This is a genomic window from Pseudoxanthomonas sp. PXM03 (assembly GCF_014852005.1).
Taxonomy (GTDB): domain Bacteria; phylum Pseudomonadota; class Gammaproteobacteria; order Xanthomonadales; family Xanthomonadaceae; genus Pseudoxanthomonas_A.
The window spans coordinates 689,609-714,000 of record NZ_JACVAU010000001.1 but is presented as its reverse complement, the minus strand read 5'-3'; the positions used below and the strand labels follow the sequence as shown (position 1 = coordinate 714,000).

General features: G+C 64.5%; 22 protein-coding genes and 1 pseudogene. 15 read left to right on the top strand and 8 right to left on the bottom strand.

The window, feature by feature from the left end; genetic code table 11:
• The first annotated feature begins 53 nt into the window (after positions 1 to 53).
• Positions 54 to 1,748 (top strand): proline--tRNA ligase, encoded by a 1,695-nt coding sequence (locus IB223_RS03230; RefSeq protein ID WP_192201228.1) that lies wholly within the window; start codon positions 54 to 56, stop codon positions 1,746 to 1,748.
• 127 nt (positions 1,749 to 1,875) lie between these two features.
• Positions 1,876 to 2,238: pseudogene (locus IB223_RS03225) on the top strand (H-NS histone family protein); the annotation flags it as partial.
• Between the two features lie 105 nt (positions 2,239 to 2,343).
• On the opposite strand, the gene IB223_RS03220 reads toward IB223_RS03225, so the two are convergent.
• Positions 2,344 to 3,591 (bottom strand): threonine/serine exporter family protein, encoded by a 1,248-nt coding sequence (locus tag IB223_RS03220; RefSeq protein WP_192201227.1) that lies wholly within the window; start codon positions 3,589 to 3,591, stop codon positions 2,344 to 2,346.
• Positions 3,592 to 3,675: 84 nt separating this feature from the next.
• Here IB223_RS03220 and IB223_RS03215 point away from each other — a divergent pair, with 84 nt between their 5' ends.
• Genes IB223_RS03215 through IB223_RS03195 form a run of 5 tightly spaced genes read left to right on the top strand, consistent with a single transcriptional unit; the run spans position 3,676 to position 8,050 of the window.
• Positions 3,676 to 4,566: a DMT family transporter gene (locus tag IB223_RS03215; protein WP_192200223.1), complete on the top strand. Its 891-nt coding sequence runs from the start codon at positions 3,676 to 3,678 to the stop codon at positions 4,564 to 4,566.
• Entirely contained in the window at positions 4,563 to 5,678 is a 1,116-nt protein-coding gene (locus IB223_RS03210) for an ABC transporter permease (RefSeq protein ID WP_192200222.1), read from the top strand. The genes IB223_RS03215 and IB223_RS03210 overlap by 4 nt, the downstream gene beginning before the upstream one ends.
• A 6-nt stretch (positions 5,679 to 5,684) precedes the next feature.
• Positions 5,685 to 6,494, top strand: coding sequence for an ABC transporter ATP-binding protein (locus IB223_RS03205; RefSeq protein WP_192200221.1), 810 nt, complete (start codon positions 5,685 to 5,687; stop codon positions 6,492 to 6,494).
• 3 nt (positions 6,495 to 6,497) lie between these two features.
• Positions 6,498 to 7,424, top strand: coding sequence for an MlaD family protein (locus IB223_RS03200; protein ID WP_192200220.1), 927 nt, complete (start codon positions 6,498 to 6,500; stop codon positions 7,422 to 7,424).
• The gene (locus tag IB223_RS03195; RefSeq protein WP_192200219.1) at positions 7,421 to 8,050 is read left to right on the top strand and encodes an ABC-type transport auxiliary lipoprotein family protein; all 630 of its coding nucleotides are present in this window, start codon (positions 7,421 to 7,423) and stop codon (positions 8,048 to 8,050) included. The genes IB223_RS03200 and IB223_RS03195 overlap by 4 nt, the downstream gene beginning before the upstream one ends.
• A gap of 24 nt (positions 8,051 to 8,074) precedes the next feature.
• Here IB223_RS03195 and IB223_RS03190 read toward each other — a convergent pair whose 3' ends face one another.
• Positions 8,075 to 8,698, bottom strand: a complete 624-nt coding sequence (locus IB223_RS03190; RefSeq protein WP_192200218.1) for an alpha-ketoglutarate-dependent dioxygenase AlkB — start codon at positions 8,696 to 8,698, stop codon at positions 8,075 to 8,077.
• 83 nt (positions 8,699 to 8,781) lie between these two features.
• Here IB223_RS03190 and IB223_RS03185 point away from each other — a divergent pair, with 83 nt between their 5' ends.
• Entirely contained in the window at positions 8,782 to 10,392 is a 1,611-nt protein-coding gene (locus tag IB223_RS03185; protein ID WP_192200217.1) for an electron transfer flavoprotein-ubiquinone oxidoreductase, read from the top strand.
• Positions 10,393 to 10,450: 58 nt separating this feature from the next.
• On the opposite strand, the gene IB223_RS03180 is transcribed toward IB223_RS03185, so the two are convergent.
• The 3 genes from IB223_RS03180 to IB223_RS03170 form a co-directional block, all read right to left on the bottom strand.
• The gene (locus tag IB223_RS03180; RefSeq protein WP_192200216.1) at positions 10,451 to 12,853 is read right to left on the bottom strand and encodes an FG-GAP-like repeat-containing protein; all 2,403 of its coding nucleotides are present in this window, start codon (positions 12,851 to 12,853) and stop codon (positions 10,451 to 10,453) included.
• 179 nt (positions 12,854 to 13,032) lie between these two features.
• Positions 13,033 to 13,668, bottom strand: a complete 636-nt coding sequence (locus tag IB223_RS03175; RefSeq protein WP_192200215.1) for a CoA transferase subunit B — start codon at positions 13,666 to 13,668, stop codon at positions 13,033 to 13,035.
• Positions 13,668 to 14,399 carry a CoA transferase subunit A gene (locus tag IB223_RS03170; protein WP_192200214.1) on the bottom strand — a complete coding sequence of 244 codons (732 nt, stop codon included), beginning with the start codon at positions 14,397 to 14,399 and terminating at the stop codon, positions 13,668 to 13,670. Before IB223_RS03170 ends, IB223_RS03175 begins: the two co-directional genes overlap by 1 nt.
• Before the next feature lie 112 nt (positions 14,400 to 14,511).
• On the opposite strand from IB223_RS03170, the gene IB223_RS03165 reads away from it, so the two are divergent.
• The 7 genes from IB223_RS03165 to IB223_RS03135 all read left to right on the top strand — a co-directional run bounded on the left by IB223_RS03165 (position 14,512) and on the right by IB223_RS03135 (position 20,014).
• Complete coding sequence (locus IB223_RS03165) at positions 14,512 to 15,444, top strand: hypothetical protein (protein ID WP_192200213.1); 933 nt, start codon at positions 14,512 to 14,514, stop codon at positions 15,442 to 15,444.
• 76 nt (positions 15,445 to 15,520) lie between these two features.
• On the top strand, positions 15,521 to 16,267 hold the full coding sequence (locus tag IB223_RS03160; protein WP_187574335.1) for an electron transfer flavoprotein subunit beta/FixA family protein: 747 nt from the start codon (positions 15,521 to 15,523) through the stop codon (positions 16,265 to 16,267).
• Positions 16,267 to 17,208: an electron transfer flavoprotein subunit alpha/FixB family protein gene (locus IB223_RS03155; RefSeq protein ID WP_192200212.1), complete on the top strand. Its 942-nt coding sequence runs from the start codon at positions 16,267 to 16,269 to the stop codon at positions 17,206 to 17,208. The genes IB223_RS03160 and IB223_RS03155 overlap by 1 nt, the downstream gene beginning before the upstream one ends.
• 61 nt (positions 17,209 to 17,269) lie before the next feature.
• Positions 17,270 to 17,713, top strand: coding sequence for a hypothetical protein (locus tag IB223_RS03150; protein WP_192200211.1), 444 nt, complete (start codon positions 17,270 to 17,272; stop codon positions 17,711 to 17,713).
• A gap of 247 nt (positions 17,714 to 17,960) precedes the next feature.
• Entirely contained in the window at positions 17,961 to 18,650 is a 690-nt protein-coding gene (locus IB223_RS03145; RefSeq protein ID WP_192200210.1) for an NAD-dependent epimerase/dehydratase family protein, read from the top strand.
• Positions 18,637 to 19,614 carry a glycosyltransferase family 2 protein gene (locus IB223_RS03140; protein ID WP_192200209.1) on the top strand — a complete coding sequence of 326 codons (978 nt, stop codon included), beginning with the start codon at positions 18,637 to 18,639 and terminating at the stop codon, positions 19,612 to 19,614. The genes IB223_RS03145 and IB223_RS03140 overlap by 14 nt, the downstream gene beginning before the upstream one ends.
• Positions 19,595 to 20,014 (top strand): GtrA family protein, encoded by a 420-nt coding sequence (locus IB223_RS03135; RefSeq protein WP_192200208.1) that lies wholly within the window; start codon positions 19,595 to 19,597, stop codon positions 20,012 to 20,014. The genes IB223_RS03140 and IB223_RS03135 overlap by 20 nt, the downstream gene beginning before the upstream one ends.
• A gap of 18 nt (positions 20,015 to 20,032) precedes the next feature.
• Here IB223_RS03135 and IB223_RS03130 read toward each other — a convergent pair whose 3' ends face one another.
• Genes IB223_RS03130 through IB223_RS03120 form a run of 3 tightly spaced genes read right to left on the bottom strand, consistent with a single transcriptional unit; the run spans position 20,033 to position 24,315 of the window.
• The gene (locus IB223_RS03130) at positions 20,033 to 22,486 is read right to left on the bottom strand and encodes a hypothetical protein (protein WP_192200207.1); all 2,454 of its coding nucleotides are present in this window, start codon (positions 22,484 to 22,486) and stop codon (positions 20,033 to 20,035) included.
• A gap of 15 nt (positions 22,487 to 22,501) precedes the next feature.
• Positions 22,502 to 23,401, bottom strand: coding sequence for a class I SAM-dependent methyltransferase (locus IB223_RS03125; protein WP_192200206.1), 900 nt, complete (start codon positions 23,399 to 23,401; stop codon positions 22,502 to 22,504).
• Positions 23,402 to 23,445: 44 nt separating this feature from the next.
• The gene (locus tag IB223_RS03120; protein ID WP_192200205.1) at positions 23,446 to 24,315 is read right to left on the bottom strand and encodes a methyltransferase domain-containing protein; all 870 of its coding nucleotides are present in this window, start codon (positions 24,313 to 24,315) and stop codon (positions 23,446 to 23,448) included.
• Between the last annotated feature and the right edge of the window lie 77 nt (positions 24,316 to 24,392).

Below are 24,392 nucleotides of genomic sequence, written 5' to 3'. Positions count from 1 at the left end.
TGCGGCCAACGCTGGCAAAATAGGCGGTTCGTCCCTCCCGGATCCCCATGCCGATGCGCCTGTCGCAGTTCCACCTCCGCACCACCAAGGAAACCCCGGCCGACGCCGAACTGGTCAGCCACCAGCTTATGCTGCGCGCGGGCATGATCCGCAAGCTTGCCGCCGGCCTGTACACATGGTCGCCGTTGGGCCTGCGCGTGCTGCGCAAGGTGGAAACCGTGGTGCGCGAGGAAATGAACCACGCCGGCGCGATCGAGATGATCATGCCGACCATCCAGCCGCGCGAACTGTGGGAAGAGACGGGCCGGTGGGAGAAGTTCGGCGGCCAGCTACTGAAGATCACCGACCGCAAGGAACAGGCGTTCTGCTACAGCCCCACGGCGGAAGAAGCCGTCACCGACTTCGCGCGCCAGGAGCTGTCCAGCTACAAGCAGCTGCCGGTCAACTTCTACCAGATCCAGACCAAGTTCCGCGACGAGATCCGCCCGCGCTTCGGCGTGATGCGTGCGCGCGAGTTCGTGATGAAGGATGCCTACTCCTTCCACATCACCGATGAAGACCTGGTCCGCGAGTACCGCAACATGCATGCGGCCTACACGCGCATCTTCACCCGCCTGGGGCTGGACTTCCGCGCGGTGCAGGCGGACAGCGGCGCCATCGGCGGCGATGCCTCGCAGGAATTCCACGTGCTGGCCGATTCGGGCGAGGACTCCATCGCGTTCTCCACCGGTTCGGACTACGCCGCCAATGTGGAAAAGGCGCAGGCCGCGGCGCCGGGCCCGCGCCCCACTGCGTCGGAGACGATGAACAAGGTGACCACGCCTACGCAGAAAACCTGCGAGGACGTCGCCGCGCTGCTGGGCATCCCGCTGCAGCGGACGGTGAAGTCGGTGGCCGTCATGACCGACGCCGGTTTTGTGCTGGCGCTGGTGCGCGGCGACCACACCGTCAACGAGATCAAGCTGGGCAAGGTCGCCGGGCTGGCCGATTACCGGCTGGCGACGGAGGCCGAGATCCTCGCCCACCTGGGCAGCGAGCCGGGCTTCCTCGGCCCGATCGGCGCGAAGCAGGCGATCCGCGTGGTCGCCGATCGCGACGTGGCGGCGATGTCCGACTTCGTCGTGGGCGCCAACGAGGCCGGCTTCCACATTGCCGGTGTCAACTGGGGCCGCGACCTGCCTGAACCTGAAACCGTGGCGGACATCCGCAACGTGGTGGAAGGCGACAGGGCCGCCGACGGCGGCGAGATCCGCATCGTCCGCGGCATCGAGGTGGGACATGTGTTCCAGCTCGGCCGCAAGTACAGCGAAGCGATGAAGTTCACCGTGCTGGATGAAACCGGCAAGGCTGCCGCACCGGCGATGGGCTGCTACGGCATCGGCGTATCGCGCATCGTGGCGGCGGCGATCGAACAGAACCACGACGCCAACGGCATCATCTGGCCCGTGCCGATGGCCCCGTGGGCCGTTGCCGTATGCATGATCAACCCGAAGAACGATGCCGCTGTGAACGCTGCGGCCGAGCAGTTGCTCGCAGACCTGCAGGCGGGCGGCATCGAGGCCGTGCTGGACGATCGTGGACTGCGTCCCGGCGCGATGTTCGCCGACATCGAACTGATCGGCATCCCGCACCGCGTGGTGGTGTCCGAGCGCGGACTGGCGGCAGGCACGTTCGAGTATCGCGCACGTCGCGCCGAAGACGCCGAGAACATCGGCCGGGACGAATTGCTCGCGCGCCTGCGCGGCTGATCGTGCGTACGCATGCGTGGGCGCCATCGCGCGTCCACGCATCACCGTGGTTTGTGCCGCGATTAACTCGTCGATTAAGATGATTATTCGGCCAAGGATGGGCTTCCCTTCCTGACTGGAGATACTGATGTCGATCGACCTGCGTAACCTGTCCGCCAAGGAACTTGGCGCCCTGATCGCCAAGGCCAAGGAACAGCAGACCAAGCTGGCCAAACGAACCCCCATTGCCACCGTCCGTGGCAAGATCACCAAGTTCGCCAAGGCCGAGGGCTATACGCTGGAGGAACTGTTCGGCATGCCGGGCACGCGCCCCGCCAAGGCGGCGGCGAGGCCCGGTCCGCGGGCCGGCAAGAAGCTCGGCAAGGTCGCGCCGAAGTACCGCAACCCGGCTAACCCGAAGGAAACCTGGACCGGTCGCGGCAAGCATCCGCGCTGGATGGCCGCGCTGATCGCGAAGGGCAAGAAGGCCGACGACTTCCTGATCAAGAAGAAGTAATCGCGACGATGCGGCAGGGAAACGGGAGGCTTGGCCTCCCGTTTTTCATGGGTGTCCGCCCTGCCGGGCGTGCACTCTCGCGCATCTCCAACGGTATCGTCAGAGATTCTTGCGCGACGAAATCAGCAGGTTGCCGAACAGAAGACCTGCCACCAGCGCCATCACCACGTTGGTGACGGCCAGCAGCGCCGACTGTCCCACGCCCACATCCTGCTGCTGCACCAAGGTCAGCAGGCCGCGCAGGCTGGTGCTGCCGGGTACGAGCATCAGGATGCCGGGCACGCGGATCAATGCGCCGGGACGGTTGGCCCAGCGCGCGAACGCATTGCCTGCTGCGGTCAGCGTCAGCGCCGACAGGAAGATGCCTACCGGACTGCCCCATGCCTGGCCGGCGTAGCGCGAGATGCTGTAGCCGGCGATGGCCGCTGCCATCACCCAGAAATAGTCGCGGCGGTGCGCCTTGAACAGCACGGCGAAGGCATACGCCGCCACGATCATCGCGCCCCACTCCACCCACTCCGGCTGTGGCCGCGATGCGCGCACCTCCGGATACAGGCCCAGCAGCTGCGCCAGCGTCACCGCGATCATGCTGCCCACCGTCAGCTTCAGCACCGTGGCCATCGCGCCAGCGAAACGGGCCACGCCGGAGACAAGGTGCTGGCTGGTCAGTTCGTTCACTGCATTGGTCAGCGCCATGCCGGGCAGCAGCACGATCAGCGAGGCGATGATCACCGTGTTGAGGTTCAGGGGCGCGATGAAGTTGGCCACCAGGATCGCCACGAAACCGGCCACCAGCGCCGAGATCGCATCGCTGGCCTCCTTCATCTGCGGGCGACGGGCGATCAGTTCACCGAGCACCCCGATGATCACGCCGATCAGGCCGGCGGTGGCCATGTCCAGCCACGGCAGCCTCCACAGCCCTGCCACGGCCGCTGCCGCCAGCCCCGAGGCGAAGATCTGCATGGCCCGCCAGCGCAGGCTGGGCGTGCGGTCCAGCGCGCGCAGCGCGGTGTGGCCTTGGGCGATGCTCATCTGTCCGGACGACACCGCATCCGCGATGCGGTCCGCCTCGCTCAGCTTGTGCAGGTCGGTCTCGCCCGGCGCCAAACGGATGACCCGGGTGCTGTCGCTCGCCCCGAGCGGGCGAGCGGGATCGCTGAAACTCAGGATCAGCCCGGTGGGATTCGACCACGGTTCGCAGTCCAGGCCGAGGCGTTGGGACAGGCCTACTACCGTTCCCTCCAGCCGCTGTGCGGTGGTGCCGTAGCTGTGCAGGCGCCCGGCGATCTCGCACACGAATGCGATGCGCTGGGCGTAGGTGGCGGAAAGCAGCATGTCGTCGGCCATCGGCACAGTATCGCCCAAGTGCCATCGCGTGGCTTCACGCATGCCTGCTTACACTACGCATCGGCGATGGGGTCAGGGGGCACGGTGGGAATCGGCGAAGCGATGGCGCTCGGCAGTGCCGCCGCGTGGGCGGTGGGCGTGATCCTTGCGCGGCAACTGGGCGTGCATCTGCCTCCGCTCACCCTCAACCTGCTCAAGAACGGACTGGTGCTGTGCGTGCTGGCGCCGGTGGCGTTGCTGCTGTACGCCGGTGCGTGGCCCGTGATGCCGGTGCGCGACATGCTCATCGTGCTGGCCAGCGGCGTGATCGGCATCGCCTTGGCGGACACGCTGTATTTCCGCGCGCTCAACGAACTCGGCGCCGGGCGCATGGGCGTCATCGGCAACCTCTACAGTCCGCTCGTAATGCTGCTGGGCTTCGTGTTCCTGGACGAACGCCTCGGCGGCATGCAATGGCTGGGCTTCGCCCTGGTGGCCGGCGGCGTGCTGCTGGTCAGCCTGCCCGCGCGCGGGCAGGCAGCCCGTCCGCAGCACACGCTGCGCGGCATCCTGTTGGGCCTGCTGGCGATCGCATTGATGGCGGTCGCCATCGTGATGGTGAAGCGCACGCTGGAGACGCAACCCCTGCTGTGGGTGACGCTGCTGCGCCTGTGCGGCGCGATGGCGGGCCTGCTGTTCCTTGCGTCGCTGCCCTCCATGCGCCAGCGCATGCGCTTCGTGCCGCGCGATGTCGCCTGGCATCGGCTCGTGCTGGCGGCGCTCGTGGGCCAGGGCTTGTCGATGGTGCTGTGGCTGGGCGGCTACAAGTTCACCTCGGCCTCCGTGGCGGCCATCCTCAACGAGTCCGCCTCGGTCTTCCTGGTGGTGCTTGCCGCCCTGTGGCTGCGCGAACCCATGGGCCGTCGTGCGTTTGTAGGCGTGCTGCTCACGTTCAGCGGGATAGCCTGTATGCTCCTTGGCCGAGCGACGCCATGACCCCCGCCCTTGCCCGCCCGCAGTACGAATCCGATCCCGGCGACCCCCAGCGCGCAAAGCTGGCGGGCGACTGGACGCTTGCCAGCGCGCTGACGGTGGCCGAGCAGCTGGGCACGCTGCCGGACGCGGTCAACCGGCTCGATGCCACCGCCATCGGCCGGATCGACTCGGCCGGCGTGCTGCAACTGCTGAGGTTTGCCAAGCGGCGCGGGATGGAACTGTCGGACATCGAGTTCCGCGCCGACCATCGCGCGCTGGTCAGCACCATTGAAGATGTCGCCGACGACCGGCCGCCACGCAAGCGCGACTACGGCGTGCTGGCCGCACTCTCGCGCCTGGGTTACCGCGTGCACGAGAACGGCCAGGAAATCGTCGCACTGCTGAGCTTCACGGGCGAGAACCTGGTCAAGCTGGTCCGCATGATGAAGGAGCCCCGCCGCTTCCGTCCCACCGCTACCGTGGCGCATATGGAAGCCGTGGGCCTGGATGCCGTCCCGCTGGTGATCCTGTTGTCGTACATGGTCGGCGCGGTGATCGCCTTTCTCGGCTCCACCGTGCTGCGCGATTTCGGCGCGGAAATCTACGTGGTGGAACTGGTCAGCATCGCGTTCCTGCGTGAATTCGCCGTGCTGATGACCGCCATCGTGCTCGCCGGGCGCACCGCCTCGGCCTTCACCGCGCAGATCGGTGCGATGAAGAGCCGCGAGGAAATCGACGCGATCCGCACGCTGGGCCTGGATCCGATCGACCTGCTGGTGATCCCGCGCCTGATCGCACTGCTGGTGATGCTGCCGCTGCTGACCTTCATTTCGATGATGGCGGGCCTGGCCGGCGGCGTCACCGTCGGCGCGTTCGACCTCGGCATCCCGCCGCAGATGTACATCGCGCGGATGCACGACACCATCGAGGTGAAGCATTTCCTGGTGGGCCTGTCGAAGGCGCCGGTATTCGCCCTGGTGATCGGCCTGATCGGCTGCCTGGAGGGGCTGCAGGTGGAGGGAACCGCACAGTCCGTCGGCGAACGCACCACGTCCAGCGTGGTGCAGACCATTTCGTTGGTGATCATCCTCGACGCGCTGGCCGCGTTGTGGTTCATGCACATGGGCTGGTGACGACACATGGCCGATGAATCCCCCATCATCCAGGTGCGTGGCCTGGTCAACCGCTTCGGCGAGCAGACCGTGCACGAAGGCCTGGACCTGGACGTCCGACGCGGCGAGATCCTCGGCGTGGTCGGCGGCTCCGGTACCGGCAAATCGGTGCTGATGCGTTCGATCCTCGGGCTGCGCGAGCCCAACGAGGGCGAAATTTCCGTGCTGGGCGTGAACGCGCGCTCGGGCGACCCGGCCGAACGCCAGCACATCGAACGCAACACCGGTGTGCTGTTCCAGGATGGCGCGTTGTTCTCCTCGCTGACGGTGGGTGAGAACGTGCAGGTGCCGCTGAAGGAACACCACCCGGAGCTGCCTGACAGCTGGCGCTACGAACTGGCATTGCTGAAGGTGAAGCTGGCAGGCCTGCCCGCCGATGCCATCAACAAGCTGCCATCGCAGCTGTCGGGCGGCATGCGCAAGCGTGCCGGCCTGGCGCGTGCGTTGGCGCTGGACCCGCCGCTGCTGTTCCTGGACGAGCCCACGGCCGGCCTGGACCCGATCGGTGCGGCGGCGTTCGACCGCCTGATCAAGACACTGCAGGAAGCCCTGGGCTTGACGGTCTTCCTGATCACCCACGACCTCGACACGCTGTACGCCATCTGCGACCGCGTCGCGGTACTGGCGGACCAGCGGGTCATCACGATAGCGCCCCTGCACGAAGTGGAGCGCTTCGATCATCCCTGGGTGCAGGAGTACTTCCACGGTCCCCGCGCGCGCGCCGCGCGCGATGGACAGCAGGCCCCCGGGGCCCTCAACACGCAAACGGCGGTCTGATCCATGGAAACACGCGCCAACTACGTCCTCATCGGGGCCTTCACCCTCATCATTGCCAGCGCACTGCTGCTGTTCGGCCTGTGGGCGGCGAAGTACTCCTCCGAACGGACCTGGCAGGAATACCAGGTGGTCTTCCGCGAAGCGGTGACCGGCCTGACCGTCGGCAGCCCGGTGCAGTACAACGGCATCGCGGTGGGGTCGATCACCAAGCTCTCGCTGGCACCCAACGATCCGCGCCAGGTGATCGCGCGCATCCGGGTGGAGTCCTACACACCGGTCAAGACCGACACCCGCGCGAAACTGGCCATCACCAGCCTCACCGGCCCCACCATCATCCAGCTCAGCGGCGGCACGCCGCAGGCTCCCTCGCTGACCAGCGTCGACACACGCGAGGCGCCGGTGATCCAGACCGCGCCGTCGGCGCTGCAGAACATCACCGACACCGCCAACCGCATCGTCGAACGCCTCGACCAGGCGCTCAGCGACAAGAATGTCGCCAGCATTACGGCCACGCTGGAGAACCTGGAGTCGATGAGCAATTCGCTGGCCAGCCGCGAAGATGGCCTGGAATCACTGATCGTCAGTGCCCGCGATGCCGCCCAGAACCTGGACAAGACCCTCACCACCACCAACGGCACCATCGAGCGCCTGGACAAGAACCTGGTGCGCGAATTGCCGGGGATCCTCGACAAGCTGGAAAGAACGCTCGCGAAACTGGATTCCGCCGCCGGCAACGCCGATGCGATCCTGGGAGAGAACCGCGCCGCGATCAACAGCTTCGCCAACGATGGCCTGGGCCAGCTCGGTCCCACGCTGACCGAACTGCGCGGCCTGGTACGCGACCTGCGCCGCGTCAGCGACCGCCTCGAAGGCAATCCCGCGCGCTACCTGCTCGGCCGCGACGCACCCAAGGAGTTCGACCCGAAATGAAGCCGCAGCGATTCCTCCTCGCCCTGCCCTTTGCACTTGCGCTGGCTGGCTGCTCCATCCTGGGCAGCGAACAGCGAGACCCCGTGACCATCTACGCGCCCGATGTCCGCGTGCCCGCGCGGGCGGACTGGCCCAACGTTGCGTGGTCGCTCGTCATCGCCAAGCCCACGGCTGCGCGCGTGATCGACAGCCCGCGCATCAGCGTGCGGCCGATGCCTGGCGAACTGCAGGTCTATCGCGGTGTGTCATGGGCGCTGCCGGCGACCGACATGTTGCAGGATGCGGTGCAGCGCACGCTGGAGGATTCGGGTCGGATTCCCGCCGTCGCCAGTGCCGACGCCGGCATCCTGGGCGACTACCGGCTGGTCATGGACCTGCGCCGTTTCGAGGCCGATTACGCGGGTGGCTCCCAGCCGGAGGCCGTCGTCGAAGTGAACGCCAAGCTGGTCAACAACCGCGACCAGCGCGTCGTCGCGTCGCGCACCTTCCTGCAGCAGCGTCCTGCGGGCGGGATCGACGTCGCCCAGGTAGCGACAGCCTTCGAGCAGGCGCTGGAAGCGGCGACCGCCGACATCGTCGGCTGGGTGCTCGTGTCCGGCAACGGCGACCCCAAGGCTGCCCGCTGATCCACGCAGCGCGCAGAGCCGGCATCAGCGGCGACGCGCGGGTTCGATCCAGCGGAACGTCAGGTTGATGCGCGGCGCCACCTCGCGCGCCGTGCGCGGGAGTGCATGCCGGTACAGATGCTGTGTATCGCCCGCCATCACCAGCAGGCTCCCGTGCGGCAGTTCGAACGTGCGGCGCAAGGTGGCATCCTGGCGATGCTTCAACGCAAAGCGGCGCACGCCGCCCAGGCTGACCGACGCGATGGCCGGCTGTGGTCCAAGTTCCGGCTCGTCGTCGCTGTGCCACCCCATCGCATCGCGCCCGGTGCGGTACAGATTCGCCAGCACGCTGTTGAAGGGCACCTCGAGCTCTCTCTCGAGACGCTCCCGCAGCGCCGACAATGCCTCCGTCCAGGGATGCGGCGCGAAGTCGGTCCCCGAGTACCGGTAGGTTGCGCCCGGGTCGCCGATCCACGCGCTGAGCCGTGGGGAGTCGACCGTACGTCCGAACATCCGGAGGCGGTGCACGCTCCAGGGCAAGGTGTCGCGCAATTCGTCGAAGAGCCGGGCAGCCCGCTCGCGCTCTAGCCAGTCAGGCAGGAGTGTCAGCGACGCGCCAGGCAGGGCCACATCGATTCCATTCGCAGGCAGCGGCAGCGGTATGGTCATGGGGAGGATGCTGGCGGATTTGCCCCGCCCGGTGCAAACCCCGAAAATACCGCCAGCCTAATGCCACGCTGGAGCTGAACCCGATGTCCGATGTCGAACGCGATGTGATGGAGTACGACGTCGTGACGGTCGGCGCGGGCCCTGCGGGTCTCGCGTTCGCCATCCGGCTGAAGCAGCTCAACCCGGATGTCTCGGTCTGCGTGATCGAGAAGGCCAGCACGATCGGCGCGCACATCCTGTCCGGCGCGGTGATCGAACCCGGCCCGCTGGACGCGCTGCTCCCGGGCTGGCGCGACAATCCGCCGCCGGTGTGCGTGCCGGCCACGGACGATGAGTTCTGGTACTTCAGCAAGGACGGTGGCCGCAAGTTCCCGATCGTGCCGCCCGGGATGCGCAACCATGGCAACTTCATCGTATCGCTCGGCGCCATGTGCGCCTGGTTGGCGCCGCAGGCCGAAGCGCTGGGCGTCGAGATCTATCCGGGCTTCGCTGCCGCCGAAACATTGCATGACGACGACGGCAAGGTCGTCGGCGTGCGTATCGGCGACATGGGCATCGCAAAGGACGGCACGCAAAAATCCGGTTACACGCAGGGCATCGACATCCGCGCCAAGGTCACCGTGCTGGCCGAAGGCGCGCGCGGCCACCTGACCAAGCGACTGGTGAAGCGCTTCACACTGGACCAGGACAGCGACCCGCAGGCGTACTCGATCGGCATCAAGGAACTGTGGCAGGTGCCCGAAGGCCGCGTCACCCCGGGCAAGATCGTGCACACGCTCGGCTGGCCGGCCAGCAACGACATCTACGGGGGCAGCTTCCTCTACCATTTGGAGAACAACCAGATCGCGCTCGGTTACGTCAGCGGCCTGGACTACAAGGACCCCGAGTACAAACCATGGGAGGCCTTCCAGCAGTGGAAGAACCACCCGCTGATCAAGCCGATCCTTGAAGGCGGCAGCATTCTTTCCGCCGGCGCGCGCGCCATCGTCACCGGCGGCTGGCAGTCGCTGCCGAAGGTGGAGATGCCCGGCGCCCTGCTGATCGGCGACACCGCCGGCCTGCTCAACGTGCCCAAGATCAAGGGCACGCACCAGGCAATCCGCAGCGGCATGCTGGCGGCCGAGCACCTGGTGTCGTCGCAGCTGGCGCCCCAGGGTTTCGACGCGAAACTGCGCGCATCCGATGCGGTGGCCGAATTGAAGTCCGTCCGCAACATCAAGCCCGGCTTCAAGAAAGGCCTGTGGTTCGGCATGGCCAACGCCGCCTGGGAAACCGCCGTCGGTGGTCGTTCGCCGTGGACACTGAAAGTCACGCCTGACTGGTCCTCGCTCGACAAGATCGGCGAGTACGAAGAACCCAAGCGCGATTACGTGGATCGTACGCTCGCCCCGCGCGACCGCCTGCAGGGCGTCTACTACGCCGCCACCGAACACGACGAGGACCAGCCCGTGCACCTGCGCGTGCACGACACCTCTGTCTGCATCACCCGCTGCGCCGCCGAATACGACAACCCCTGCACACGCTTCTGCCCGGCAGGCGTGTACGAAATCGTCGACGACGGCACCGGCAAGCGCCTGCAGATCAACGCCGCCAACTGCGTGCACTGCAAGACCTGCGACATCAAGGACCCATACCAGATCATCGACTGGGTGACGCCGGAAGGCGGCTCGGGGCCGAATTACCAGAATCTATGATTGCAGCTACCGCCGCGATACGTTCGCGGCGGTAGCTGACTCGTCGGATGGAGCAGCGTCAGAGCGTGGGATCAAATGGCTGCCAGGTTCCCGAGTAAGCTTCAACGGTCACGACATAACCGGACGTGCCGTTCGAGATCCATTTGCTGAGATAGTTGCCCCACGGCTTACGCAGATCGAAGATGAAGTCGACCCTGCCGTCGGCATTGAAATCGCCCTTGGCGGCAGCGACAAATTCGGCATCGCTCAAAGTCCCCATATGGGTGCTCGAAACGAAAGTCGGACCGTTCATCGTCCAGTACGCCAAATCCCTACCCGAACGCCACAGCAACTCTGCCTTGCCGTCTCCAGTAACGTCCGCCATGGTGAAGGGCACCCAAGCACCGGCGTAAGCTTCAGTGCTTACGTTGAAGCCGCCTTGGCCATTGCTGACCCACTTGCGCAAGTAGTTTCCCCACGGCTTGCGCAAGTCGAAGATCAGGTCCGCGCGACCATCGCTGTTCAGATCACCGCTTCCGACAAGGGCAAAGTCCGCTTCGCCGAGATTGCCGGCGTACACGCTCGACTCCATGGTCGCGCCGTTCATGATCCAGTACACGACATCAGCTCCGGAGCGCCAGAGCAGCTCACTCTTGCCGTCGCCGTTCACGTCCGCAGCGCCGAACGGAACCCAGCTACCGCCATAGGGCATGCCACGCGTAGTGTACGAAGTTCCGCTGCTGATCCAGAAAAGCAGGTAGTTTCCGGACGGCTTGCGCGCATCAAACACCAGATCCGCCTTGCCATCGCCATTCAGATCGCCGGTCGCGATGGGAGAGAGCGCAGCGTCACCCGTGTTCCCCCAATATTTGGTGGAAGCGGCATTGGCGCCATTCATTTCCCAATACACCACATCGTTACCGGACTTCCACAGCAGCTCGCTCTTGCCATCACCAGTCAAGTCATTGCTAATGTCCTTGCCGATGAAGGGCACAACGGTCGCCCTGAACTGCGCCACTACCGGAATCGTCTGATTCAAGCTTCGCGCATTGTCCTCACTGTTTGCCACGCCGCAGGCCAAGTTGCCTGAACCACCGCAGGTGCTCTTGAGCGGCGTCGAGAAGATGCGATGTGCAATCTGCCCGGTATCGCCATAAGCCATCACCGTATAGAAATTGCCGGCGGCAGCCGACGTCTTGTAGCCAAAAGAATATGGGTAACGGCCATACTGAAGAACCGTGGTGCCATTGGGCCCCGGGGCTGTGGAGTTGGCACGATCATGTGCCGAACCCATCAGATGCGCGGCTTCGTGCACCAACGTCTCGTCGGCGCAGTAGTACGTCTTGCCATCGGTGCCGGTGTCGTAACCATCGCTGATCACGGCATAGCCCCAAGCCGCGTCCGCCGACGTGATGTCCCTCTGGTCTGCACCGTTCAACCACGCGATGCCGCAACCTTCGTTTTCCGGCGTGTTGAACTTGCGCACCAGAATCGCGATGTCGGCACCGTATTGGTCACGCGCCGTCCGCAGGGGTGCCAAGCTGGCCGGTATGGTGACGGGTGAGTTGCCCGTGCTACCGGTCAATTCCCGCAGCGCTGTCTGATTGGTGTTGGTATCGGTGTAGTTGACCTGCAAGGCGTTCACGATTCGCAGGTAGCCATTGACGTCGCTGTTGGCGAAGGCCTGGTTGCCTACCTGGACAAGGAACACCAGACGCGTCGCAGCACCGGAAGCTCCGCCGTTGGCCGTCGCAAACTCAGGGGTGTAGCCGACCGCGACGTCGATCGTATTGGCTGCCGTAGGCGGCGCTGCCTGCGCCACTGCGGTGGCGCTCTGGCTGACCTGCGCCGACTGGCCGACGGCCGCCGCCATGGACGAGCGCAGCGAAGCTGCCTCAGGCACCATGATGTCGACATGACCCTTGGTTGCGGACACAACCTTCGACGGATCGGTCTGCACCGCGAACACCTTGCCATTGCGGGTCTGCAGGCTCAGGGCCGGCTTGCCGCTGGCTTGCGGAATCGAGCCGAACACGGCCTTCTCACCGAACGTGATGATGGCTTCCTGCATCGGATCGCCGCCAACCACCCGGCCGATCCACGTCCAGTTGCCGTCGATCTCTTCAACGTGGCGCTCGTAGCGCAGCTTGACTTGGCTGCCATCCGGCGAGGGCACGGTCATTTCGCCGGTGGCGATGCCCTTGAAGGCGTGGGCTTCGCTGATGGCCGTCGGGTACCATGTGTAGGCACCTTCCTGCTTGGTTGGCGCCGCTTTATTGGGGTAGGACAACAGCGAACCGCGGTCAGGCGCGTTGGCGATGGACGCCCCGATCGCACGGGCCAAGGGGAGCGACGTCGGCAGGCTGCCGGTCGCCTTGCTTGCGGCAACACCACGCATCCCTGCCACGCCCGATTCAGGGCTTTCCCCACTGCACCCGGCCAAAACCAACATCAAGGCGCAAGCGCCGACCCGGAGTTTCATACGTACGCCTCTGAAAAAAAACGGATAGAGCCCCTGAGCTAACACTATAGCCCAGCCGCCGGGCCACAAATAGCCAACAGGTTCGCCTCTCCGCGTTATCGGCCAGAAAGCGTACAGCTGGAAGTCAGACGTGCACCATCGCGCATTGCAACCGGACCTGCATCACGGCAGAGCGCGCTTCAGAGACCAGACCGGAAAGGCACGCCGGTTTTCGCGGCGAGCTCGGCTGCGGTCACGCCATCGGCCATCTCCATAAGCGCCAAGCCGTCGGGGGTGACATCGAAAACGGCCAGGTCCGTGATGATCCTGTCAACGACCCCCACCCCCGTCAACGGCAGGTCGCACTGGGGCAGGATCTTGTGACTCCCGTCCTTGGCCACGTGCTCCATCAGCACCACGATGCGCTTGACGCCGGCCACCAGGTCCATGGCGCCGCCCATGCCCTTGACCATCTTGCCCGGGACCATCCAGTTGGCCAGGTCACCCTTGTCGGTCACCTGCATGGCGCCCAGTACGGCCAGATCGATGTGACCGCCGCGGATCATGGCGAACGAGTCGTGGCTGCCGAAGTAGCTGGCTCCCGCACGGGCGGTGACGGTTTGCTTGCCGGCGTTGATCAGGTCGGCATCGACCTCGTCCTCGGCCGGGAACGGGCCGATGCCCAGCAGACCGTTCTCGGACTGCAGCCACACGTCCATCCCGGCCGGGATATGGTTGGCGACCAAGGTCGGCAGGCCGATGCCCAGGTTCACGTAGGCGCCATCGGTCAGCTCGCGGGCGGCGCGCTGCGCCATTTCATCGCGGGTCCAGGGCATCACTTGTCTCCTTGACGGACGGTGCGCTGCTCGATGCGCTTCTCGGGGGACGGGTTGTGGACAATGCGGTCCACGTAGATGCCGGGCAGGTGCACGTGGTCGGGATCGATGGCGCCGATTTCCACCACTTCCTCGACCTCCGCGATGCAGACCTTGCCGGCCATGGCGCAAGCCGGGTTGAAGTTGCGCGCTGTCTTGCGGAAGACCAGGTTGCCGGCCTTGTCGGCCTTCCATGCCTTGACCAGCGATACGTCGGCGGCCAGCGCGGTTTCCATCACATACCAATGCTCGCCGAACTGACGGGTTTCCTTGCCTTCGGCAACAACGGTGCCGTAACCGGTGCGGGTGAAGAACGCCGGGATCCCTGCGCCGCCTGCGCGCAGGCGCTCGGCCAGCGTGCCCTGCGGGTTGAATTCCAGTTCCAGTTCGCCCGAAAGGAATTGGCGCTCGAATTCCTTGTTTTCGCCCACGTAGGACGAAATCATCTTCTTGATCTGTCGGGTTTCCAGCAGCAGGCCCAGGCCGAAGCCGTCCACGCCCGCGTTGTTGGAGATCGCCGTCAACCCCTTCGCGCCGCTGTCCCGCAGCGCGCCGATCAGCGCCTCGGGGATGCCGCACAGGCCGAAGCCGCCGACCGCCAGCGTCTGGCCATCGGCCACCACGCCCTGCAGTGCGGCCGCGGCACTGGGATATAGCTTCTGCTTGCCTCCGGAGGCCGGGTTACCCGCCATGGCGTGATCCATTCGTTGAGGAAGCCTGCATTCTACCCACGCCCCCAAGGGCCACACAGGTACTTTCGGTCAATGGGAATCCGGCACCGGACGTGCGCGTACACTTGCCCGCATGAAGACCCTAGCGCTTGTCACCGCTGTCGCCGCGACCGGCCACGACGATGATCTCGTCCCGCTGCTCGAAGCCTGCGCCGATGCAGGTCTCCACCCGCGCGCCGTGGCCTGGGACGACCCAACCGTGAACTGGGCGCGCTTCGACGCGGTCCTGCTGCGTTCGCCTTGGGACTATACCGAGCGACTGCCCGGGTTCCTGGCCTGGTGCGAGCACGTGGACCGGGTCACGCACCTGATGAATCCGTTGAATGTCGTGCGCTGGAACACAGACAAGCATTACCTCGCGGACCTGGCGACCGTCGGCATCCCGACCGTCCCCACCCACTTCGTCGAACCCGATGCCGAACCCATGGAAGCGCTCTCAGCCTTCCTGGAGGCATTCGGCTGCGCGGAGTTCGTCGTCAAACCGGCCGTCAGTGCCGGCGCCCGGGATACCCATCGCTACGCGCGCGACCAGCAGTTCGCGGCCGGCAACCATGTCGCGCGCCTGCTCGACCAGGAGCGGAGCGTGATGTTGCAGCCCTACATCGCCTCGGTGGATGAGCAGGGTGAAACCGCGCTGCTCTACTTCGGCGGGCGTTTCAGTCACGCTGCCCGCAAGGGCGCCCAGTTGGCAGCCGGCGAAGGCGCGCGCCAGGCGCCGATGGCGTTGGGCGACATCCTGCCAGGCAAGGCCACCCAGGCCGAGGAAGCGCTGGCCGAACGGGTGCTCGCCGCCACGGCGCGCCTGCGCCAACTGGACACACCGCTGTCTTATGCACGCATCGACCTGCTGATCGACGCCGAAGGCCAGCCCCGCCTGCTTGAGCTGGAACTGACCGAACCCTCGCTGTTCTTCGCCCAGGCGCCTGGCAGCGCGGCACGTTTTGCCGGTGTTCTGGCGGAACAGCTGGCGGACGGTACCGTACGGGCTCGCATGGCCCCCGCCTGACGGCTAAAATCTTAAGTCTGCCCTCGGCCAGCCGCCGCGGCCGGGCCTCACCGTCGCATACAGGAATTCCCGCAGGATGAAGATTCTCGTCGCCTACAAGCGCGTGGTGGACTACAACGTCCGCATCCAGGTCAAGCCGGACGGCTCCGGCGTGGTCACCGACGGCGTCAAGCTGTCCCCCAATCCCTTCGACGAGATCGCGCTGGAAGAGGCCCTGCGCCTGCGCGACAAGGGCATCGCCACCGAGGTCGTGGTCGCCACCATCGCCCCCGCCGACGCCCAGGCCCATCTGCGCAACGGCCTGGCCATGGGTGCCAACCGCGCCATCCACGTGGTCACCGACCAGGCCATCCAGCCGCTGACCGCCGCCCGTACCCTGCTGAAGCTGGTCGAGAAGGAATCGCCGGACCTGGTGATCCTCGGCAAGCAGGCTATCGACGACGACGCCAACCAGACCGGACAGATGCTGGCCACGCTGTGGGGCCGTCCGCAGGCGACGTTCGCCGGCAAGCTCGATATCGCCGACGGCAAGGCGACGGTGGTCCGCGAGGTCGATGCCGGCCTGGAAACGCTCGAGGTCGACCTTCCCGCGGTCGTCACCACCGACCTGCGCCTCAACGAACCGCGCTTCATCAAGCTGCCCGACATCATGAAGGCCAAGAGCAAGCCGCTGGAAACGCTGCAGCTGGCCGACCTCGGCGTCGAATCCGCCGATACGCACAAGACCACGCACTACGCTCCGCCTGCCAAGCGCAGCAAGGGCGTCATGGTGAAGGACGCGGCCGAACTGGTCGCCGCACTCAAGCAGAAGGGGTTGCTGTAATGACCAAAGTTCTCGTCATCGCCGAACACCTGGACGGCAAGCTCAACGCCTCCACCGCCAAGACCGTCAGCGCAGCCGCCGCTGTGAACGCCGACGCCATCGACGTGGTCGTGCTGGCGGCCGACCCGATGGCCGTCGCCGCCGACGCCGCGCAGATCGCCGGCGTCGCCAAGGTGCTCGCTGTCGCCAATGCCGGCAACGCCAACGCCATCGCGCAGGTGCTGGCACCCCAGATCGCCGCGCTTGCGGCCGGCTACACGCATGTGTTCGCCCCGTCGACCACGTTTGGCAAAGACCTGCTCCCCTGCGTCGCCGCCCTGCTCGGCGTCAACCAGGTCTCCGACCTGATGGCCGTGGAAGGCCCGCACACCTTCAAGCGCCCGATCTACGCCGGCAACGCGATCATCACCGTCGAAACGCCGGCCGACCAGATCGTCGTCGCCACCGTGCGTACCGCATCATGGCCTGAAGCCGCCAAGGGCGGCAGCGCGACGGTCGAAGCCATCAGCGTCGAAGCCGCCCTGCCGACGCATACGCGTTACCTGGGCCTCGCCGCCGGCAAGTCCGACCGCCCCGACCTGCAGAGCGCCAAGCGCGTCGTTTCCGGTGGCCGCGGCGTGGGTTCGGCTGAGAACTTCAAGGTCATCTACGCCCTCGCCGACAAACTGGGCGCCGCCGTCGGCGCCTCGCGTGCCGCGGTGGACGCCGGCTACGTGCCGAACGAACTGCAGGTCGGCCAGACCGGCAAGATCATCGCCCCCGAACTGTACGTGGCCGTCGGCATCTCCGGCGCCATCCAGCACCTGACCGGCATCAAGGATGCCGGTACCATCGTGGCGATCAACAAGGACGGCGAAGCGCCGATCTTCGAGATTGCCGACATTGGACTCGTTGGCGATCTGTTCCAGTTGCTGCCCGATCTGGAAAGCGCCCTCGGCTAGATGGACCGGGGCTGCTCGAATCTCTACCCTTCGCCTCAATGGCTTTCAAGGACCTACTGACATGAAGCTCCAACTCTCGCTAGTTCTGGTCGCGACACTGGCCGTTTCCGCATGCAGCAAGCCGGCGGAAGCCCCTTCTGCGGACCCGCAGTCCGCCGTGTCACCAGCGGAGACGCCGGCAACGGACCCCAGTGCGACGGGACCTGCGCCGCTCGCTCTCGATCCTACTTTCTCGATCGATCCGCCCAGCATGGCAGACTGCAACAACGTCGTCGGAACCGTACGGTGGGATGTACGTTCCAAGCATCCGACAACGAGCGACGTCGAGATCATGGTCGGGCCCGAGGACGCGACTGCGACACTCTTCGCCGCTGGCGGCGCCTTCGGCGAGGCCCAGACCGGTCAGTGGACGGCGCCTGGCGCGATCTTCAGGCTGCGCGACAAAGCGTCGGGCGCCGAGTTGGCGCGCACGACGGTCGCCGGACCCGATTGCCCCGCCAATTGACGGCTGAGCCGCGAGCGCACCGTCAACGGTCGCATCGTCGGCTCTTTCCGCCCAACAGAGTTTGGTACCTTGGCTGCAGAAGCCATCGACGCACCTTGACGGGCGCGTTGATGCCACATGGTCGCTGCACCGGCGGGCGCACCCTCAGCCCAATCGGGAGCGCAAGGCGTTGTGCAGCCGCCATGGGATGCACGCACACCTCCGATGGAGTTCATAGTTTGATGTCCGCAACCGTGCCGCTGTCGCCATGATCGTAGGAAGGGGACTGCTGGCGCGCAGTTTCGCGGAGCGCTATGCCAACAAGGATCACTTGCTGATCTTCGCCTCCGGCGTGTCCAACTCTGCGGAGTCCGATCCGAGCGAGTTCGGACGCGAGCGGAGAGCGCTTGAGGCCGAACTCGCCAAGGGCTATCGCCGCAGCGTCTACTTCGGGAGCTGCGGGGTGGCCGATCGCGTCGGCAACGACACGCCGTACATGAATCACAAGCGTGCGATGGAGTCGATAGTGCAATCGACCCGCGGCGGCCTGGTACTTCGCCTGCCCCAAGTCGTAGGACGCACCGACAATCCCAACACGCTTACCAACTTTCTGCGTGACAGGATCCTATCGGGCGAATCCTTTCAAGTCTGGTCGCGGGCCGAGCGCAACCTCATCGACATTGACGATGTCGTAGCGATAGCGTCCGCGATGATCGAATGCGAGGAGCAGATCCCGGCGGTAGTCAACATCGCCGCGGAGAGGTCCGTCCCCATGCCCGCGATCGTAGCGATATTTGAGGAAGCGCTCGGCCGGAAGGCGAATTTCGACCTGAAAGACCAGGGCACTCCTTTCCCCATCGAATCGGCCTACGCGAACAGGGTGGGACGCGAGCTCGGCATCGACTTGGGCTCAAACTACGCCGAGCGGGTGATCAGGAAGTACTATGGACAAGAGTAAGCAGATTGACGTTTCAGTGGTCATTCCGGTCTACGGCAGCGCGAGCATACTGCCCCAACTGGTGGCGCGCCTCCAGGAGGTCCTGGAACCTGCGTTCGGTCACAGCTGCTACGAAGCGGTGCTCGTGCACGACTGCGGCCCCGACAACAGCTGGCACGTCATAGAAGGATTGGCCAAGGAACGGCCATGGCTCGTCGGCATCGATCTGCGCAAGAACGCCGGACAGCACAACGCGATCATGGCCGGACTGGGCGTCGCGCGCGGACGGCACATCGTCACCATGGACGACGACCTGCAACATGATCCGGCGGATGTTTCCCGCATCGTCGACAAGCTTCGGGAAGGTTTCGATCTGTGCTACGTGCAATTCGAGCGGCGCCAGCACGTGCTTTGGAAGCGCGCGGGCAGTTGGTTCAACGATTTCGTCGCCAGGCGCCTATTGAAGAAACCCAAGGGACTGTATCTGTCGCCCTTCCGTGGCATGCTCGACGAAGTTCGCGACGAAGTCCTGCGCTACGAAGGACCATTCGTCTATGTGGATGGGCTTCTCTTGCAGAGCACTTCCAGTATCGCAACCATTTCGGCACGCCACCATTCGCGCAGCGATGGGCAGTCGGGATACAGCCTGAAGAAGTCCGTTTCGCTTTGGATGCAGATGGCGACGAGCTTCTCCGTCGTTCCTCTGAGATTCGTTTCGATCGCTGGAATTTGTGCGTCTTTCATCGGATTCCTGCTTGCGATCGTGGTCATAGTCAAGAAGCTTTCGACTCCAGACTTGGCTGTGGGCTGGGCGTCGCTGATTGTTGCGGTCCTGATGATGGGGGGGCTGCAGCTGCTGGGCCTCGGCGTGATCGGAGAGTACACAGGGCGCGTGCTGCTCAGTCTCAACCGGCGACCGCAATACCTCATCCGCCGTTCCGTGAACGTGGACGCACGCGTGTCGGATGATCAGGTCGTTAGCTAGACTGCTGGCCGACGACGGGCTGATGGGGAGGGCGATTCGTTTCGTACTCGTCGGTGGCGTCAGCACGCTTGCGCATGCGCTCCTCACGCACTTGGCGGTTAGCCGGTGGCAGATGGCACCTGCGATGGCGACCGTAATCGGCTACCTGCTGGCTATTCCACTCAACTTCCTGTTGCAGCGGACTTTCACCTTCCGGTCCGGCCAGTCGCTGCGTCACGAACTGCCGAAGTATCTTCTGGTGCATGGCCTCAACATCGGCGGGTCTTTCCTGATCATGTACCTGATCGCCGACGTCGCTGGTGCCGACTACAGGTGGGGAATCCTGGCGAACATGGTGGTGGTGCCCGCCATGGTTTTCACGGCCATGAACGTTTGGGTCTTTCGACGCGCACGAAGTTAGGATCTCGGCCTGTCCAGGTCAATCGCAGGACGGTTCCGTGCGTAATCTCGCGAGGATCGCGCCCCCCCGGCCGCGGCGGAAGATGAATTCGCCTCCGGCAGGCATCCAGGCACCTGTCGTCATCGATCCTGAGCCGCCAGCTTCCGCCCACAGTTTTGCGGACTCTCCTGGCCCTTTCACTTCGATCGCCAGAGGCCCTGGGCTGCCGCTCCAGGTGACGGTGGCCACGCCGTTTGCACGCTGCGCACAGAACGTCTTTGCATCCAATATCAACCGAACCGTGCCCCCGCCGTCGAGCGATGTCATCGTGCCTTGAGTCGGCGCCAGCTTCCAGACCACGTAACGATCGTCTTCATACGCGATAGATGCACTTCCATCGGCGGAGCGTTGCTCCATGGCGACTCGCACCAAGTCAGGCGCGTATCCCGGAGCGACGTTCTTCGGCATGAGCAGGTACTGGATGCCGGCTTGGTCGAGATAGGCACCAAAGCTTTGAGATGAGGCCAGAATCGAAGGATTCTGCCATCCGAATCCTTCGATGGGCTCGTACTGCACCGGCAACCACCAGCCTACGGGCATGCTGGTATCGACCCCTGCCGGCTCCACACCGACCACGCGGGTGCCTGGCGACATTCCCGTGAAGAATCGGTCCACGCCTCGCAATCGCGCTGCAGCCACATTCGCCTCGCGCCTCTGCGCCAGCTCGAATGGCAGCCGCTTTATATCCAGATCGAAAGGGCGTGTACCAGGCCCCCAAGAACCCGTGACGAATGAAATCGCCGCACCCGCGACGGCAAGCCATGCAAGCAGCAACACCAGCAAGCAGCGACGCGCCCCGTCCGTCATTCCCTCCGCGACAGCGAGCCCCCAGAGTCCTAGCGCCATCAGAGGAACAATGAAGTAGTTACCGTCTCCTGCTGGCACCAGGAATTTGTAGCCGAACATCATCGCGAAAAAGCTCAGCCCGAGTGAAAGCAACATGAGCATCGCGCCACTACGGCCGCGCAGGAACGGCTGGCGTCCTCCCAGTAACAGGACAGCGATGGGTACGAACAACCAGAAGTTGGCTGTCCAGGTGATCAACAAATGTGGGTACTGCGCAGGCTGGAACAGGATGCCCCACAATCCGTCCAGTAGCGGGAGGCGCCCCCCCTCGCTGGGCGGCAGCAGACCGGCGGGTTCGTGCAACTGCATGCCAGCCATCAACTGCAGCTTGACCACTGGATCCGGCGCGATGAGCATCAACCCGGAAATCAGCACATTGCGTGCGAACACGGCTGAGGTGAGCGCAACCATTCCCGCAGCCAGGACGACTCCCGGAACGTGCATAAGTCCCACACCCTGACGTTGAATGACGCTCCAGGTCAGCATCAATGCCAGCAGCGCAGCGTAAGGCAGGTTGGCCAACCGCGATAAGACGCCTAACGCGATGCTGGTGACCCCGACCCAAAACCAGAGGCCACCGTGCCCGTTTCTGTAGCGAAGGATCGAAAGGATGCAGACCATCAGCATCCATGCCGAAAACGCGTCGCCCTTCGCGGTGATGGCGATGTTGGCCAGGGCGGGCAAGGTCGCGAGCAAGACGCCGCCCCACAGCCGTAGCGTGCGGCCGACGCCAAGGCTTCGCAGCACCTCCACGACCGTAAGGACGAGTAAACCCCAGCTCGCAACTCCCAACCCGAACACCAGCGAAGTACTGCCCAGGCCAGAGAAGGGCAGCCCAAGCGACTCATAAAGCTTGGGATAGTGATGGACTACGGCGACCAGCCCTTGGGACTGGAAAAGACTGCCGCCGCCAACAAGTACCTCATCGGCCTGCAAGCCGTACCACATGGAATCGTAGTCGATCGCCACGGACGCTTTCGCGAACATTGCGAGGCAGAACGCCGCCAGCAGGCCGACGGCCGCCCGATCCAACCAGTTTCGCGGTTGCAGCGCCGTCGCGGCAATGGTCGCCAAGCGTTTGCCGCGATAGACGGCCAGCGCCACCCCCAGTATCGCGACCGTAAGCAAGCGGATACCCGGCAGCGAGGACATGCCTATCGCAGCGGCCGCCCACAGGATCAGCGCCCAGCAGACCACGCCCAGCATGCCTGCAACCACCGGATCATCGGATGCCGTCGACTGAGGGAACATCCGCTCCAGTGCGGCTTGCGCTAGCCGACCCAGGGCAAATATCCCTTCCAGGTACAAGTAGACGGCCAGAATAGCCAAGTCTATGCCATGCCTGCGCGCGTAGAACTCGGCCGCCAGGGCGGCCAACAACCAACCTAGCGGCGCGCGGCGCAAACCCAGGGCAAGAGTGAATAGGAGCGAGAGCACAACGACTTCGGCCCCGCCCTGCCAAGCGGCCGGCTGCGTGACGTGCCACATGAAGGGACCATCCACCAGGAGCGAACGGATGGGCAGCCAAACACAAACCGCCGCACAAACAATTGCCAATGCGAAACGACCGACAATCAATGTCTTCATGTGGAAGTGCGTCGATTACTTGAACGCTACGAGCGTCCAAAGGTGATCCATCATGCCCATGCCCGGATGCCAAGGAAGCGTCATGCCGGCATGGAAGAAGCCGCATTCTCTCACGACTTCCAGCAAATCCCAGCCGAAATGGTAGAAGCAAAGGATGCCAGCCCCATCCACCGGATCGCCGTGATACTCGGGCGTCACAAAATGATGTATCTCACCAGAACCGTCCACGCGAGCGCGGACGAGCGTGGTGGCATAGGAGAATACGAAAGGCACGGTAACAACCAGCATGCCCCCTGGACGCAGCACCCGAGCAAACTCCGCCAGAGCTGCACGATAATCCGGCACATGTTCAAGTACATCAAAGCTCGCAACACAGTCCAGCGATTCATTCCCGAAGGTCAGTCCGGTCACGTCTTCCACCCGGATATCACCCTCGCCGCCAAGGTCGCGAAAGTACTGCTGCAACTTCCGCTCGGAATCTTGATCCCTTACGTACTCACTTCCGATCGCGGAGCGCGCGTTGCGCTGCAGCCAAACGAACGGTCGCGATGCCTGCTCGGTGAGATACACGCTGGAGGTCTGCAGGTCCATCCGGTTTCTTATCAGCTCCAAGGCCCCGCGCGCGCGTGCGTTGATGCCGCAACGGGCGCACACCAGGTCTTCCCTCAGGCTGATCGAAGCCGGCTCGTCTTGCCGGGCCACCGAGAATTCCGACGCTTCGCCGCAGAGTCCGCACCAACCAACCCAGCATTGGGTACGTACCAGCGCCCTGAACTCCTGCTCCATCCTCCAGCGGGCATCGTATACGGATCGTTCGCATTCCAATCGGCGCTCCCAGTCTGCCTGGGACGTAAAGACCGGGACGCGCACTCCACCAGCGACTTGCGAAATCATCAGATCCGGAAAAGCCGACATGCACGCCCCCTTTATGACATGGTCAATGAAAACTCGATGGTCTTTCAGTAAGCGCGCGCACTCTCTCGTCCGAGGATCTGCATGACCGTCCCCATGCGACTGTCGGCGAGCAGGGCGAGGTTCGCCGACGGAGCCGACCAGATCCTGTCGCCGATCGCAATCTCCTGACCCACCTCGCCAAGCGGCCGCTCGATGACAAACGCCCACGACTTGCCGGGCACCGGGTGCACTACGAAGCCCTCGGCAGCGAAAATTCGCTGGGCAGCCTTCACCGACCAACAAGTGATATGGCCACGCCCGTAAGGATCCAGGTAACCCGGATCTTCGCATCGCACGTAGTCGGTCAGCCCGGTGTTGAACATGAACAGCGAACCTGGAACAGACGCTACCCGCATCGCGGCAGCGAGACCGCGGGCCATCTGCGGCGTAAGGTGCTCCAGCACCTCGATGCAGACACCGCACTCGAACGTGAGCCCGAGATCCTTCAGGTCCGCACAGTGGTAGTTCGGGTGCTTTGACCGTTCCTCTTCCCGAGGCGGGAATTTCTCTACGCCGAATAGCTTGTCGGCATGATCTGGCAAGTACAGCGACAGTGCCTCCAGCAGAATCCCCGGACCAGTGCCAACGTCGATGAATCGCTGTATTGGCACCCGACAGTACAGGATCGCCTCGGCGCAGCGCGCCAGGGATGACCCGTAGGAGCGATCGCGCGCGGAGGCGAGTTCGTTCTGCCAATACTCTTCATCGTAACGGCGCAACGGCTCGCCGCGGTCGACCCTTTCGAGCAGAGAGGGGTCGGCGAAGATGAAGTCGCAGACCCTGCACTCGAAATAGGGGACGTGATCCACGATGGTGAAGTCACTCGCCTCATCCTGGCATAGCGGACAGGCTCGACGAGTTGCCATTGGGAACATATGGTGCTTCTCCTAACGATCGTTCTAAGGACAATGACTCTTGAGATCGCCCAATACATCACTCAGTCGCCACACCG